The sequence below is a fragment of the Acidithrix sp. C25 genome (genome assembly GCF_904848545.2).
Genome location: NZ_CAJHCI020000001.1, coordinates 1,363,574 through 1,379,178 on the forward strand (window position 1 = coordinate 1,363,574; position 15,605 = coordinate 1,379,178).

Consider the following 15,605-nt stretch of genomic DNA (forward strand, 5'->3'; position numbering starts at 1 on the left):
ATTTAGTGGACACCTGTTAAGCCAACGTAGATTGTTGGTAGAAAGGATGTCACCATGGGAGCAACAAGGCGTAAATTTACCCTTGAGTTCAAGACTGAAGCTGCTCATCGAGTTATAGATTCCGGAAGGAACATTCCAGAACTTGCGACTCGATATGTCAAGGGCATATGTCGTGCGCTCGAGTAACCAGCAGGGTCAACTTATGTTGGGGAAAACCCAATGTGGCACGGCCATAATCCATCAGAAACGACGACGGAGCCGAAGTTTGAGGGGGCGACCGTCGGGATCGAAAATTAACCGGTACGCAATTCCGGCCCAACGTCGACTACTAGTTGGGACGGAATCAATGACGTGCGAACGGACTCGACTCAGCGGACGGTTCCCTTCTCCGAGACTCGGCCGCCAGTCTTCGAGTTCGCGGGCCGTCTTCTTCCAGAGATCGGAACCGTGAGCCAAATCCAAAAGCTCCAAATCGGCGGGCGAGCGTCCGAGGTGTTCAGCCCAAAGCGCCAGCCGCAACTCGCGCGCAAACTTGCGGCTTCCGTCACCGAGTCCACCCGGATCCACAGGAATCCGGTCGTCGAGTGCGCTATCAATCACCGCGCAGGAAAGTTCCGAATCATGGGTCCACGAGCGGCGATTCAGATTGTCCGAACCGACAGTGGCCCATACGTCGTCAATAACACAGACCTTGGCGTGAACGTAGATGGGGGTTCCCGATTCGTTCTCGACGTCGTAGATCCCTACCCGCTCGCCGCCGGCTTTCTTGATGATATCAATGGCCCTCGCCTGAGCGAGCCTGCTTGGTGGCCCCGACAACTTTCCGTCCTTATCCGGGTAACGTGGGACGACACCGATGACTTGCAGCCCCGGCTGTCGACATAATGCTTCGGCGAGTAGTCGTGCAATTTCGATAGACCAAAAATATTGGTCCTCGATGTAGATCAACGACCGTGCTCTCTCAATCGCCTTGGCAAACGCTCGCGCTACGCTTCGTTCGCCTTCAGGCGCGAAAGGATACTTGGGACGTTTCGAAGGATAGGTCCGAAGCACTTGCACGGCGTGACCGCCCTGTGTCGGTGGATCGTCGAGACGCGCGGGGAGGGGACGAGCGACACGATCGCGCGACATGACTTGTGAGAACAACGCCCTCAGTCGACCCGCGTGATTGAGTGCGGTCTGATCTTCCCATCGTTCCCGGAACGTGCCGTCGAGTTCAGAAATGGCTGGTCCACGGATTTCTAGTTGGACATCGTGCCAGGGAGGACGGCGACCGAAACGAGGGTCTAATTTGATGACTTGATGATCTCCAAGGTGGTCGGTGTCATCTCGACGACCATGGCTCAGGTCGATTCCGCCGATGAATGCAACGTCATGCGCAGGACAAGTGGGATGTCGAAGAATGACCAACTTTTGGTGGTGCGATCCGCCTCGGCGCACTCGCTCGTCAAGCAGAACTTCGCCACCCGCCTCGGTCACGTCGATTGCCAGGCGTCGATTCCTCTTAGAGCTAAACCCGAAACGGTCACTGTGCGAACGCCAGAGCAACCCTCGAATGTCGACTCCTTGTCGACATAAGTCAGCCAATAGGGTCGCGATAGACGTCCCGTCACCGGAGACGCGTTCGTCCGCGTCTCCTCGCCAATCGGTGAAACGGACTTCATCATGAAGCTCCAGGCTCGAGAAGACTTCTTCCAGTCTGGTGAAATACGAGAACCCATCAATATGGAACGAAACGTGATTACCTTCGGTCCACGCGACTCCCGTGGACCGATGCAAGTCGATCTGGGTCATTGGGTTGCCCCGCTCTATTGAGTTCAGAAACCAGTCATCGTAACGTATCATGACCAAACGTACTATATTAAGTATCGAGACGTCCAATCATCGCTGCAACGCACCAAAGCTGCCGACCGCGCAATCTGTTACACCGCCTGATGCTCCATCACAGGCTTCCACCTTTGTGCACGATCCTCGTCGCGCCAATATGAAACCGTAATACCAAGACCATCGTGTGCACTATAAATCGTTAACGTTAAAACCAGTGTTCTGTGACTATGGAGGTTGGCTTCGAATGTGGTGATGGCCATGAAAATGCTTTATGGCAGAATCAATAAATCAAGGTCTTATCCACGATAGGCGAACTCGTTTAACGATCCATATTGACGAACGCTGTCAGAGTGATATCCAATAAGTAAGAGGGGATGTTCACGGTGGATACTAGAAGAATAACAGGAAAGATCGCAGTTGGATTGGGGGCATTGGCTGTTAGTGCGCCAGCCATTGGCGTTAGTGCAACCACTGCATCTGCACAAAGCGCGAATATTTCGGCGGTCTCCGGAAAGAGTGTAATTTCCATAAAACCCACACCTATGAGTGAGAATTATTATTACCAATATCGAAGTACTGTCGCGACGCCGGGTCTGGCCATCTCGCCTAATCTCCTTGTGGGTGGAGGCGGAAGTGCTGACACGTATTCAATTATCGAGATCACGCCATCTGAAGAGGAAACGATTTTGGCTGCAGGAGCGACCGGAATCGGAGCCATGATTACCCTTGGATGCACCCTATGGTGGTCAGGGATAGGAGCAACCGCATGCGTCGGGGCTATCGGGGCGGCGGGCTATACCGTCATCACGCTGATCCAACGTGGACAGTTCCCCTATATTTACGTATGGTGGGACGATACCACTTCTAGTTATGCAGGAACAACCGTTGTCTGGTAGCTCGTCGTGGGGGGTACGACAGAGGCGAAATTTCACGGGTCTGGCAGTCGCATTCACAATAAATGTGAGCGTACTGGCCACGGCCTCCGCCAAGGGGGACTCGTTCGAGAGATTGCTAGTGTTGTTGGTAATCCCTATGTCTTTTGCTGGGCTGTGCATCTTCGTCGCGGATCGGAGATGGCAAAGGAAACATTCCCCTCGATAGCAAACCACTAGGCGTTGTTAATAACTGAACGAGCCGAGCCAAGTGCCCCACTTACCGCTCGAACTCCCATCAATGAGAAGCTATAGTGGCGTGCGGTTCTCAAGCGAAATGGACCGGGTACGAGGGGGTCTTGTACCCCATTCCCTCGCAACAGGAGTTGAATCTTTGAGGATATTATTCAGTTCATGTTAACAGTGATAAACCGACAAAAAATGACGTGATCAGCCGCCTTTTTGGACACCTGATGATCAAAGTCACAAAGTGATAGCTTTGCTTTGGAGTTGATCTTCTTCGCAGCTACCAGCCTTCTGTACTTCTTTGATCCATTCTTGCACTTACTGATCTTGTGCTGAAGTTGACCGAAAGCCTTGTTTCTTTGACGCTTGATAGCTCGGCCTTCTCTCCCATTGATGATTGTCACATCTATGGTCTTGGCATCTACCCAAGTGGCTAATGCCATAGGGTTAATGATCCCCTCATCAATAGCGGTGACGGCGTCTCCATGGGAACTTTCGCGCACCGTCTCATAAGGGATATGCAGGCTGAACCGCGGGTGATCTCGGTCCCAGCACAGTTGGACCTCACCCCAGAGCTCAGGGTTGACATTCTTGTTGGTTTAGGAGGCTCTCCTAACCCTCATGTGGGTCACCAAGACCCCATAACCGATAAGTAACGCCTGTACGATAAGAACTTTTGGGTCTTTAAAAGCATTGAATGAAACGTGCACGGTTTGTGACCTCTAAATTTGAAGTTACTAACACACAGATTTAGGAGATCTAACCGTGCACGCTAACTCTCTAGTCAAGCAGTTGCTTGACGTTAAAGGTGTCATTGTCAACGATATTTTTATCTCAAAAGATGAAATTGTTGTAGATGTCAAACTTGCACGATCCAAACTCGCATGTCCACCGTGTTGTTGAATAAGCCGTAAATTCAAAACAAAATACCGCTACGACATCAGAACTTATCAACTCTCGCTGGAGACATCTTGACATGGGAATACGTCGTACTTGGATCTCTTGTGCCCTACGGAGACCGAAATGCCCCAATCATGGAGTAATCACTGAGTCAGTGCCATTTGGGTGACCGGTATCGCAAATTTCGCTTCACGAGAGACTTTGAACATCTAGTTGCCGGCTCAACCGCAAAGATGGATAAAACAACAGTTACGAAGCTCACCCGGATTGCTCAGAAAACAGTTGGTACGATCTGTGAGAGAGTAGTAGCCAAAGAGATCGATCCAAAGCGACTAGAGAAGCTCTCAATAATAGGGGTAGATGAGATTGCCTATCGTAAACACCATAAGTACATAACCCAAGTTATTTAGAGCCCGTAACAGATCATGAAACTGGAAAGATCGTCTATGGAGCAGAAGGAAAAAGCGCTAAGAGTCTAGATGGGTTCTTATGTGAGCTTGGTTCGCAACGTTCCAAGCTCTCACACAAGTAGCAACAATGGACATGGGACCAGCTTTTGCTAAAGCTTTCGCTGATCGCACACCAGATACTCAAATCGCACTCGATCCTTTTCATGTCGTTAAATTGGGCACTGAGGCCCTGGAGGAGGTAAGATGCGACCTATGGCGCCAACTGAGAAAACTTCCTACTCCAGATTACGCCCGTAGGTTTGTGAGTGCAAGATGGGCATTACTAAAGAATCCTGGTGATTTGACTCAACGCCAAAATGAGACTCTACGTCAAATAAAGTCAACCGCTGCAATACTTCTAAAGCCCTTAGAGATGAAAGAATCCCTAAGAGGGATATTCGGTACTGGATTATCCAATGACGAAGTAGCTGAGTTCTTGGATTCCTGGTGTGCTCGTGCTTCACGATCACAGATACCTAGCTTTGTCAGATTATCAAAGACAATTCGAATCATACTTATCAAGTTTCGTAAGTTTCGCCTCCACCGAGACCAGATTGGAGCTAATCTTTAGTAGAACAGATGTTCGATAAAGGAGGCATGGTGGATATCTCAGGCTTTATGGTACGCTTCGCTTCAAAGTAAGCATGTGAAGATCATTTGATCAAATTGCTATTGCTATGAGGGATTTAGATGCTCAAAGTGTAACTTCGATCAATTTACTTTAGTAAGGCCAAATCATTTCAAGAAATGCAGCGTCTCGAGCTCCACTTTTTCAATGTAAATCTTGTCACCGTCAAACTAGCGTTACCTCCGGAACCATCTTCCATCGAAGCCATATCTCTTTATCCAAGTGGTTCTCCGCTATCTATCTATTGTCCAACGACAAGCGTGGTCTTTCGGCTACTACCATTGCTAAGTTCGTTCAAGTATCTTATTCGACTGGCTGGTTGATGCTAAATAAGCTACCTAAGGCAATGGCTGAGCGTAATAGCTGAGCGTAATGGCTGACCGAAATGGTTTATATAAACTTGGAGGAAACGTCCAGGTAGATGAGTTCTTTTTAGGTGGTGAGAGCCATGGCAAAGGCTAAAGAGGAAAGGGAACAAAACAAACCAATGTCCTAATTGGAGTGTCGATTAGCAATGGTGCTCCTACTCATTGCTTCATGGAAGTAATCAAAGATACCACTGCTAAATCATTCAAAGATGTTTTTGTGAGACGTTTAGATTCCGATACCAAGCTGATAAGTGATGGTAACCCAAGTTACGGGGTATGTGCTGAAAGACCTTGGACTAGCGCATTCGATCACTCTATCCAAAGACGAACAAGCACATGTAACATTCAAATGGCTCAACATCCTGATAGGGAACTGCAAGAAATTTATCGACGGAACATACCACGGACGTGAGGAACATAAGCAACTTTACCTCGAGGAATTCGCATACCGATTCAACCGAAGGCACTTTGAAATGTCCTTGGTAGAGCGACTTCTCAATACATGTGTGTTTGCGTCTCCACATCCGCTACTCCGCGAATCTGATTCCAAAATGGCTCTTGCTTACGAAACTTGATAAGTATGATTCGAATCCATAAAGCTGGAATTATGGCTGCTATTGAGCCCCCTAGCTTGAAAAGGGTGTCTCCAATGGAAGGCTTGAGGGTCTAAACAATATATTAGATCCGCCATTGCTAGATGCTATGGTCTTCACTCTGCAAAATCAACACTTGGCTTGGTGATGCTTTCATGCGGTCCGATTGATCTCAAGCTCCCCTACGAAAGGGTTGCTTGATCCACATCTATGTTAGGAGAGCCCAATTTTATTTAAGGATCCAGGGGCAATTGCGATCTTATCTATCGCAACTTATCGTTACACATGGAGACTTGGTGCGAGACGAGTCTTGGTTCATATGGATCATTTACCCTAGTTCCCAGCATTGCCCTGACTCACACGAAGGGCGACGTTATTCCAATTCCCAGATAGTCATAGATCCGTTAGTGGGATAGATACTATAGTGGGTATTATTGAGATCTCAAGTTAGTTATTGATTGTCACCCCAGGAGTCTTTAGATAGGTCGCCGCCTACCTGTATTGTCCAAAGCCAAAGGCCCAATCTGAATTAGAAGCTAACTTTTCACCCTTAAATCCGAAGTCCTGGCAAAATAGGTCTCTAGCAGCGACATAGAAGCAACTATAGAACGAATCTAAGGCCGTACCTCGCAATGTTGCACCTCAGCCTCAAAGGAATCTAATTCCCCAACAAGGATCGAACCCAATAAAACAGATCTAGCCTGGATTCGCCACGAGAGTCAGAGAACCTCCCGACTTCCAACTAGATCCGCCATCGCTCGTTAAAAATGAAACGACATTACCGCCGACGCTGGCTAAAATGACGCCACTTTTAATACTTGAAAACGATACCGCTTCGATCGCTCCACCTACGCCCTTTGTGAATACGGGCGAGAGCCATGCACCTTTAGCCGCACCATAGATATGCAATAGCGAGGCGCCGCCTAAAATCGAGTCCATTAAATAGATATCACCAGAAGGGTTACCCCCAACGATTGGAAGGCCCTGGCTCTCTATCGCCTTTGAGACTCCAGAGCTTGAAACTACTACAGTTTGATAGATATTGGCTTTCTCGAAAGTAACTGCCACCTCAAAGCCATTGCCGCCAAAGCCCATGGGAACATATGAGGCGACGATACGACCAAGGTTGCTTGAAAAGGTTGAGATCTCAGTCCAGCTTGCACCGGAATTGGAAGTCTGCCAGATCCCCATAATCCCTTTATTCGTTACCTGGGGATCGATTAGCGCGACTCCCTTTGATGGATTATTGACGTCAAAGCCGATCGCCGAGGCCGACTCTTCGCTAGAGCGTGTTGGACTCTGAGCAACCACCTGGTTCTTTCCCCCCAAATAGCGCACTATCTGACTCGATTTGCCGCCTCCCACTAGCACAAATAGATTATGGACAGAAAAAGCCATCGGCTGTCGAACGCTCAGAATCGGCCTAGAAGAAAATATAGGAGGCAACAATCCACCTCTTTGAACCTCAAAGACTACTGAATTCTTCTGGTCTTGATAGGGGAAAAAAGCCCACGCACTGTCTCCTGAGGAAGACTGCGCATAGGCAATGCCGTGGCGTGGTGAGATATTCGTTGGTATCTTCAAAGTCCACAACTTCCCTAAATTATTCGAGAAAAAGCTGGACCAATAGGGGGAAGTATAGGTCGTCGCCATCCAGGAGTTCGCCCCACCCGAAAGGTTCCACAGGTTTAGATAACCAAAGGTTGGGAGTGTGGTCGTGGAAGTTACGCTCGTGACGGTGTATGGAGAAGGAGCGCAAGAGCTAAGCAGCACCGCCCCAAGGGCTAAGGGAGTTACCGCTTTTAGGAAATGCTTAATGCTAAAAAACCGCACTCGGAATGACCTTTCCCTGGTTTTTAAGGGTGGTATGGGGTAGTCCTTCGTATTGGAAGATTGCCAAACTAGATAATCGGTCTCGAGGATATGGAAAGGGCGAAATCGGTGCAAAAATCATCACGGATGCAATACTCCAAGAGTCGCTGAGATAAAGTTCTCATAGGATTTGACTAGAGATGCTTGTGAACTTCCACTATCTTCCATAAAACCAACCTCTCTACCGTTACCATCGATAAAGTAAATCAATTGGGGATTGGCAACTCGCCCTATCGGAGCTTGTGCGGGTGATGCCGAATATTGCTTCCAGAGGGCATAGAGATCAGAAAGAGGCCCCGTCACGAAGTAGAGATTTCTAACCGAGCCAAGACCATTCTCGTTCAAAAATTGATCTATCGAAGCAGCCGAGGTGAACGAGGGGTTGATATCGATCAAAAGAATCGCGACATTTTTACCCGCCGATCCTAGAGATGAAAGACTATTGAGCATCTCCTTAACCATCGTCGCAGAGACGTTCCAAGCAACCGGATCCACAAACGAAGCAACCACTACCTTGTTGGCAAAAGTTCCCATTGTAACTTGAGAACCATTTTGATCCACCAGTGAAAAGTTAGGCGCGCTTTTATTGGTCGCTACGAGGCCCCCTCCATCTGCCACCGCTCCGTAATAACTCGCGCTTGCGGCAGCCGAGGGCAAAAGAGCCATAATGGGTACTATGGCGACCAATGCACCTATTAGTCCGGCAGTGATTCCAAATCCTCTTGGATCTCGCCGATACTCCTCCTCGATCACGACCACTCGCCTTGAGGGGACTAGAGCATCACCACTGATCACTATCAACCCAATAGTCAAAACGATTAGTGGCAAGGGAGAATTTGGATCCACCGCATATGGCACAAAGATTCCAAAGGCCATTCCGACCCACCACGCAACCAAGGTTATTGCAATCGATCCGAAGGCAAAACCCTTGTTCTCCTTGGCAAAGGCAATACCAAGGCCGACCAAGACCATAGAAACGATAAAAATCAAATTCCAAAGCGAGGCAGATGAACTGGTCGCAGTCGCCATGAAAGCCATTGGGCCACTTATGAAGCTTGGTAGTGCTAAATTGGCATCCACCCGAAAGATCCCTGAAAGGCCCGATGCGCTCCAAAAGCCTTCAGATGGGAGCGCTTGGAGCAGTGCCATCAAGAACCAAAAAAGGCCAAAAGTCAACCGAGCCCAGCGTTGAACGGTTCCATCGCGAAACCGTGAAGAGGGCACAAGCAGGAGAACTCCGCCCAAAAGATACAGAAGACCGCCGCCTGGCGCGCCTGAAAAAAATGAGGCTCCGTTGGTTGCCAGCATTCCGAATCCTTCAACAAAGATCCAGGTTATGGCTCCCATTGATATAGCAAGCCATCCGACCACTTTACGAAGGGGGCCTCTGGATGCAAAGAGCATCAAAATCCCAATCGATGCCTCTAGCCAAAACTTGGCAACGCTAGCTCCCACTGGATCAAAACGCCAAAGATAAAGTCCCGCTCTCATCACCCACGAAATTGGCGAAGGTTGATTCACCAGCGCCGGTGAGATGTAGTCACTTATCATATTGGCTGGAGCGTTCGCTCTATTTGACATGATCGCATCGACAATCCATAAGATTCCGAATGATACTCTGATAAAGGCCACGCCTTTAGATTCGATCTCACCATCTCCGCCGGAGGGTTCCAAAAGGAGGACTCGACGCAAAGTAGTCATTATGCGACCAAAGGGTCTTCCCGCCATAAGAGTCCTATTAGAGGAGGCGAGATAGATCAAAAGATAGCAAATTAGGGCAACGATTACGATTATCCCGCCAAATACCGCGAGCCGTTGAATTACCGCACTAGAAGTATTGGCAGAAAGTGCCTCACCCGGCAAATTCATAGTCAAATACTCCCCAACTACAAAAGACGTCCCACAACTCGACCGCTCCAACTTCTGCGATCGATAAATTTCACTTCAAAAGATGATAAACGCTACTTTATGCTTTACTGCAAAAAAACATCGGCGACCAGCATATACTAGTCGCCGATAAATAAATAGTAATTAGGACGTTGAGTCATTGTCGAATGATCTAAATCATCCCCACATTGACCATCCGCCTAGATTTTCAACAAGCCTGAATGAACTCTCTGGGCCGTTGGATCCTCGATAATAGATCTGACACTCAGGTGGATCGGTGATTATAGGCTCAACGATTCGCCACGCCTCAATAACTGCATCCTGGCGCGCGAAGCGGGAGAGATCACCCCTTATTGCGTCGTGCAAAAGTATTTCATAGGCTTCAGAGTTTCCGGCCGACGCCTCTGGATCGGCTACTTCGAGATCAACTGGCATTGGGATCAGGTCCGACCCAGGCTGCTTCACATGGAGCCGAAGCGTGATTCTTTCACTTGGCTTGAGCTCAAAGCGCAACTCATTCGGCAACATCGACTTGGAGGAGAGCTCACCAAAAAGGCGCGAAGGTGGTTCTTTGAAACGAACTACCGCCTCTGTAGTAGTGGTATTTAGATATTTACCGGTTCGAATCAAAAACGGAACCCCAGCCCAGCGCCAGTTGTCGATCACAGTTCGCATTGCAACAAAGGTCTCAGTATGAGACATTGGGTCAACGCCAACCTCATTACGATATCCTTCGTATTGGCCTCTAACAAAGTCATCGCGAGATGGAACCCTCATCGCCTTGAGGACCTTCAGCTTCTCATCACGCAGAGCGTCTGGATCCGATGATGCCGGTGGCTCTAGCGCCAACAGTGCGACCAATTGCAGAAGGTGGTTTTGAACCACGTCGCGAGTTGCACCGATGCGATCGTAAAAACTCCCGCGATTTTCTATGCCAAAGTCCTCAGCCATCGTAATCTGCACACTGGAGATAAAGTTTCGGTTCCAAATTGGCTCTAAAATCGAGTTCGCAAAACGGAAGACCAATAAGTTTTGAACTGGTTCCTTGCCAAGAAAGTGATCAATTCGATAGATCGAGTCCTCACTAAAGTGGCGATGCAGATGGGTATTTAGATCAATCGCTGACTCGGTATCGCGTCCGAATGGCTTTTCGATTACTAATCGAGCAGATCGAGTTATGCCTTGGGCTGCAAGACCGTCGACCACGATCTCAAACATATCAGGAGGTACCGCCAGATAAAAGATTGGACGGTGATTTCGACCCAGCTTTTGCTCTAACTTTTGATAGATCGATGGATCTAAATAGTTTCCAGATACATAAGAAAGAGTTGAGCACATCTCATCTAGCACATCCATCTCGATATCTTCGCCCGCGAGCTTTATCGAAGATATCGCATAATCTCTAAATTCACCATCGGTCCACTCGGTTGCTGCAACGCCGATAACTTGAGCTGGAAGAAGCCCATTTCGAGCAAGTCGATAACAAGCTGGTAGTAGTTTCTTTTGGGCGAGATCACCCGAAGCTCCAAAAAGCACTAAGGCGTCTGATTTGGCTCGCTTTTTCTTACTCATCATCTCTTCAACAAACCACCTAACCCGCAATTCCTACGGCTCGTAACTTAAATTTATTATCAGGATCCCATAACGACGCTTGCTCAAACAATGGATATACAAAGGGGCACCCTACTGCCGCTCCTCCTATTTCCGCACTAATTCCGCATCGTTCGGCTCCTTAGCCATTATCTATAGTGATCGCGCTTCAGAATGGACTTCATTAGCACCAAAATCATTCGAGGTGGCCACTTCCTTTACGGTCATGGAGCTCAAAAAGAAGCCGATTTCAATCAAATCCTTTGACCGAAAAGGTAAATCAAGCCTCGACACTAGAACCACCGGCCATCAAATCTCGACCAAATCTCGGCTTTGAATCGACGTTTCGAAAAAGAGACTTAACCAGTGACGGATCCATTTCAAAGTCACTATTGGATAATTCATAGGCTGCGCCTTGGTAAAGCTTCAATATCTCCGCATTCATAGCCTCTAAAGTATCTCTGGCGTAGTGACCCGCACCAGCCTTTGTAGAGAGATGAACGACATTGCCCTCATTCGAAATAGCGTCAAGCAAGGGAAAAACCATCTCAAAATAGTCGTCAAATCCAGATACAAAAATTTGCGAACTTCTCTCGGATAAATCACCATCTATCCAAAAGTCCATATAGCCGACTAGCAAATCATAAAAAGAGTTGGCGTTTCTCTTTGACTGCTGGTGATCCGATTGGGTCGCATCCAAGACTAGGTCACCAGCTGCTAATATGGCGAGCATTCCATGGATAAAGTCACCAGGAAGTTCGCATTCCGGATCTGTTACAAAAATGATTCTGGGCACCGGCAATTGTTCGACGAAATCATGGAGACTTTCACCTCCGTCACCGCCCACTGAACCACGATGGGTCAGAACTTCATTCCCCAAGTGGCAAAGTCTGCCACTTAGTTGATCATGCAACAAACCTTGACCAATCAAACCAATCTTCATATAATCTCGAAATCCTCGTGCAAGAACACTTCTGATCGATCCGAGACAGAATTACCTCTCGACCGACAATTACCATGGTACGCAATCAAAAGTCTAAACCGATAGGGCGATGTTGCGAATCTTCCGACACAGGGTATGGACGATTGCCTAATTCCTAGTAACACCTACAACCCTTAAGGCTACTTGATCAAAGTTGGATATAGATAGTAAGGTTTGATCATTAGCGCCCATCACGACTAAACAACCATAGTCGATACGCACAAAGAAATAGAGGTCGCGATGGCCAATTCCGGAGGCCTCAAGCCGCCAAAAAGCCAACGCCAGCAGTTTCGACCTATAAGTGCCCTTTTGAGTTGCAAAAGCCCGAGCTTACATCGGCGATAGGCCGACAATTCAGATCACCTGTGCTCGCGCGCCCCACGACGCAGTTAAAGGCTGCCAATTCCTTGACCGATAGTGGTCAGAGACCTAAACGGTGCCAGAGTCCAAATCGTATCCGTCCGCCCGAAGTGCCTCCTCCACTGTTTTGAGTCATTATTCATTGACATCCAAATCACTAGCTAGATGTCCGAGCCTTGCCACGTGCTGTGGTTTCTCCCATGAGACAACCAACAGCTCCAACTATTACTTGATTGTTCGCATCTATGTCTCCGATCCTGTTTTGGGTCATTAGATGGAGACCTGCCAATCACTTAATATGAGTACTCTCGAAATGAATGTGCAGATAGCAAGGCCAAAATATTGGATTTACCCTACGGACGAAAGCCTGCCTTGGTGCTCATTCAAAACTGCGCAAATTTCAAAGACAACTACGACTCAAACAATTTACATAACAGCAAAAGTCATTTGAATTTCATTATTTAGCTTTCTGCGCACAACCCGAACCAAGCTAGCCAAGCGATAGTATTCAAATATGACGAACGAAACTTCTCACCAGGTTGCTCTTTCAGATAGCCATGACTTCATCACGGTGATCGGCGCACACGAAAACAACTTGAAAGGAATTGACGTAACAATCCCAAAACGGCGTCTCACTGTCTTTACTGGAGTATCCGGCTCCGGGAAAAGCTCATTGGTCTTTTCCACAATAGCCGCCGAATCCCAGCGTCTGATAAACGAAACCTATAGCGCATTTGTACAGGGATTCATGCCCACGATGACTCGACCTGATGTCGATCTCCTTGAAGGATTGACGACCGCCATCATAGTGGATCAACAACGGCTCGGGGGAGATCCTAGGTCTACCGTTGGAACGCAAACCGATTCAAACGCATTGCTTCGGATTCTCTTTTCAAGGTTTGGCAAACCCTACTATGGCTCCCCTAACGCCTTTTCGTTTAACGTTCCATCAGTAAGGGCCAGCGGATCTATTACCGTAGAGAAGGGTAACGCAAGAGCCGTTAAGACCACCTTTCAAAGACTGGGCGGAATGTGTTCAAAGTGCGAGGGGAGAGGAACCGTCTCTGACCTAGATCTGAGTGAACTATACGATGAAAATAAATCACTAAACCAAGGTGCTATCAAAGTACCTGGCTATGGACCTGACAGCTTTTGGACGCTCAAACCATTTACCGACTCCGGCTTTTTAGACCCTGACAAAGCAATAAATCAATATTCCAAAAAAGAACTGCACGACTTTTTATATCACGAACCAGTTCGAATAAAGGTAAACAATGTCAATGTCACTTACGAGGGACTGATCCCAAAGATCCAAAAATCAATGCTCTCCAAGGATCAAGAGGGGCTGCAACCTCATATCAAAACATTTATAGAGAGAGTTGCGACATTTTCTATCTGCAACGAATGCGATGGTACGCGACTCAACGAAGGAGCTCGATCGTCAAAAATTAACGGCCTTTCGATTGCGGATGTATGTGCAATGCAAGTCAGCGATCTCAATTCATGGATCAAAGGAATCGATGAACCTTCAGCTGCCCCCCTTTGCGATTCCCTAAGCAAAACCTTTGCCGCATTTGTAGAAATTGGCCTCGGATACCTGACATTAAATCGCCCCACTAGCTCACTCTCTGGCGGCGAAGCCCAACGAACCAAGATGATCGGCCATTTAGGTTCTTCACTGACCGATGTAACTTACATCTTCGATGAACCAACTATTGGACTTCACCCCCACGACATCGAGAGGGTGAACCAACTGCTTCTGCGACTTAGGGATAAGGGAAATACCGTCTTGGTCGTCGAACACAAACCCGAAATGATAGAGATCGCGGATCATGTCATCGACTTAGGTCCAGGCGCAGGTAGTGAAGGTGGCCGCGTTTGCTTCAGCGGAAGCGTCAACGACCTAATTCTAAGTGACACTCTTACAGCCAAGCACTTTGGCTACCGCGCTTGCCTAAAGCCACATATCCGCAGCTTCATCCAAAAGCTGGAAATTCGTGGTGCCAATAGCCACAATCTCAAGAGCGTTGACGTCGATATTCCGCTTGGTATTTTGGTGGTCGTAACCGGAGTAGCTGGTTCAGGCAAGAGCTCGCTACTCGCTGGGTCAGTAGCAAAAATGGATCAAGTTGTCTATATTGACCAAAGCCCGATCAAAGGATCCCGCCGCAGCAATCCCGCAACCTACACCGGCCTTCTCGAACCAATAAGAAAAGCGTTCGCAAAGGCAAATGGCCTAAAGCCCGCGCTCTTTAGTTCCAACTCAGAGGGGGCTTGCCCCAATTGCAATGGAGCTGGAGTCATATATAGTGATTTGGCGATCATGGCTGGAGCATCCGTTGTTTGTGACGAGTGCGATGGAAAAAGATTTTTGCAATCAGTTCTTGAATACAAGCTCGGGGGCAAGGATATTTCAGAGGTCTTATCGATGTCCGCAAATGAAGTTCGCGACTATTTTGGAAGCCTGCAAACAAAGATCCCGCTCGCAGAGCAAACTGTCACAAGATTGATAGAGGTAGGACTTGGCTACATTCGAATTGGTCAGCCTTTGACAAGTCTCTCTGGTGGTGAGCGTCAACGACTAAAGCTCGCAACGCAAATGGCAGAGGAAGGCGATATCTACATACTCGACGAACCAACTACGGGCCTTCACCTAGCTGACATCGAAAAATTGCTCCATCTTCTTGACCGCCTGGTCGACGGCGGTAAGAGTGTTATTGTCATAGAACACCACCAAGCAGTAATGGCTCATGCCGATTGGATAATCGATCTAGGTCCCGGTGCGGGACACAACGGCGGCGAGGTGGTCTTCAACGGACCGCCCTCGCAGTTGGTTGAAGAAAAATCCACTCTGACGGGAAAATACCTAGCAAAATATCTCGAAAAAAAAGACTAAGTAACTTCAACGATGCATAACCTTGACACTTCCAGAGGCAAATTAGCTTCAATATACCCCAGCAGGAACCTAGCCATGGTTGGCTTCTAGGACTCTCCAACATTGGTTTTAACGACTCTATCATAATTCAATTGA

At 48.0% G+C, this 15,605-nt stretch carries 12 protein-coding genes and 1 pseudogene; 7 read left to right on the plus strand and 6 right to left on the minus strand.

What is annotated here, in order from left to right; translation table 11 throughout:
- Nucleotides 1–54 precede the first annotated feature (54 nt).
- The gene (locus tag ACIDITHRIX25_RS92355; protein WP_268749171.1) at nucleotides 55–186 is read left to right on the plus strand and encodes a hypothetical protein; all 132 of its coding nucleotides are present in this window, start codon (nucleotides 55–57) and stop codon (nucleotides 184–186) included.
- Between the two features lie 54 nt (nucleotides 187–240).
- Here the strand turns inward: ACIDITHRIX25_RS92355 and ACIDITHRIX25_RS92360 are convergent, their stop codons facing one another.
- Nucleotides 241–1,548: a phospholipase D family protein gene (locus ACIDITHRIX25_RS92360; protein WP_201732841.1), complete on the minus strand. Its 1,308-nt coding sequence runs from the start codon at nucleotides 1,546–1,548 to the stop codon at nucleotides 241–243.
- A gap of 662 nt (nucleotides 1,549–2,210) precedes the next feature.
- On the opposite strand from ACIDITHRIX25_RS92360, the gene ACIDITHRIX25_RS92365 reads away from it, so the two are divergent.
- Nucleotides 2,211–2,723 (plus strand): hypothetical protein, encoded by a 513-nt coding sequence (locus ACIDITHRIX25_RS92365; protein ID WP_152626206.1) that lies wholly within the window; start codon nucleotides 2,211–2,213, stop codon nucleotides 2,721–2,723.
- Between the two features lie 383 nt (nucleotides 2,724–3,106).
- Here ACIDITHRIX25_RS92365 and ACIDITHRIX25_RS92370 read toward each other — a convergent pair whose 3' ends face one another.
- Complete coding sequence (locus tag ACIDITHRIX25_RS92370) at nucleotides 3,107–3,448, minus strand: hypothetical protein (protein WP_152626207.1); 342 nt, start codon at nucleotides 3,446–3,448, stop codon at nucleotides 3,107–3,109.
- Nucleotides 3,449–3,463: 15 nt separating this feature from the next.
- Between ACIDITHRIX25_RS92370 and ACIDITHRIX25_RS92375 the strand changes: the two genes are divergently transcribed.
- From ACIDITHRIX25_RS92375 to ACIDITHRIX25_RS92390, 4 genes and pseudogenes are all read left to right on the plus strand, one after another.
- The gene (locus tag ACIDITHRIX25_RS92375) at nucleotides 3,464–3,601 is read left to right on the plus strand and encodes a hypothetical protein (protein WP_201732842.1); all 138 of its coding nucleotides are present in this window, start codon (nucleotides 3,464–3,466) and stop codon (nucleotides 3,599–3,601) included.
- A gap of 405 nt (nucleotides 3,602–4,006) precedes the next feature.
- Complete coding sequence (locus ACIDITHRIX25_RS92380; protein WP_201732843.1) at nucleotides 4,007–4,255, plus strand: hypothetical protein; 249 nt, start codon at nucleotides 4,007–4,009, stop codon at nucleotides 4,253–4,255.
- 127 nt (nucleotides 4,256–4,382) lie between these two features.
- Nucleotides 4,383–4,865 (plus strand): transposase, encoded by a 483-nt coding sequence (locus ACIDITHRIX25_RS92385; RefSeq protein WP_283770404.1) that lies wholly within the window; start codon nucleotides 4,383–4,385, stop codon nucleotides 4,863–4,865.
- 86 nt (nucleotides 4,866–4,951) lie between these two features.
- Nucleotides 4,952–5,865, plus strand: a pseudogene (locus ACIDITHRIX25_RS92390) (IS1595 family transposase).
- 714 nt (nucleotides 5,866–6,579) lie between these two features.
- Here the strand turns inward: ACIDITHRIX25_RS92390 and ACIDITHRIX25_RS92395 are convergent.
- The 4 genes from ACIDITHRIX25_RS92395 to ACIDITHRIX25_RS92410 form a co-directional block, all read right to left on the minus strand.
- Nucleotides 6,580–7,716 carry a hypothetical protein gene (locus ACIDITHRIX25_RS92395; RefSeq protein WP_052606472.1) on the minus strand — a complete coding sequence of 379 codons (1,137 nt, stop codon included), beginning with the start codon at nucleotides 7,714–7,716 and terminating at the stop codon, nucleotides 6,580–6,582.
- 120 nt (nucleotides 7,717–7,836) lie between these two features.
- Nucleotides 7,837–9,624 carry an SCO family protein gene (locus ACIDITHRIX25_RS92400; protein WP_201732845.1) on the minus strand — a complete coding sequence of 596 codons (1,788 nt, stop codon included), beginning with the start codon at nucleotides 9,622–9,624 and terminating at the stop codon, nucleotides 7,837–7,839.
- Between the two features lie 195 nt (nucleotides 9,625–9,819).
- The gene (zwf, locus tag ACIDITHRIX25_RS92405) at nucleotides 9,820–11,217 is read right to left on the minus strand and encodes a glucose-6-phosphate dehydrogenase (RefSeq protein WP_052606474.1); all 1,398 of its coding nucleotides are present in this window, start codon (nucleotides 11,215–11,217) and stop codon (nucleotides 9,820–9,822) included.
- 295 nt (nucleotides 11,218–11,512) lie between these two features.
- A complete protein-coding gene (locus ACIDITHRIX25_RS92410; protein ID WP_201732846.1) occupies nucleotides 11,513–12,175 on the minus strand; it encodes a hypothetical protein in 663 nt (220 codons plus the stop codon).
- 913 nt (nucleotides 12,176–13,088) lie between these two features.
- Between ACIDITHRIX25_RS92410 and ACIDITHRIX25_RS92415 the strand changes: the two genes are divergently transcribed.
- The gene (locus tag ACIDITHRIX25_RS92415) at nucleotides 13,089–15,470 is read left to right on the plus strand and encodes an ATP-binding cassette domain-containing protein (RefSeq protein ID WP_201732847.1); all 2,382 of its coding nucleotides are present in this window, start codon (nucleotides 13,089–13,091) and stop codon (nucleotides 15,468–15,470) included.
- Nucleotides 15,471–15,605: the final 135 nt, after the last annotated feature.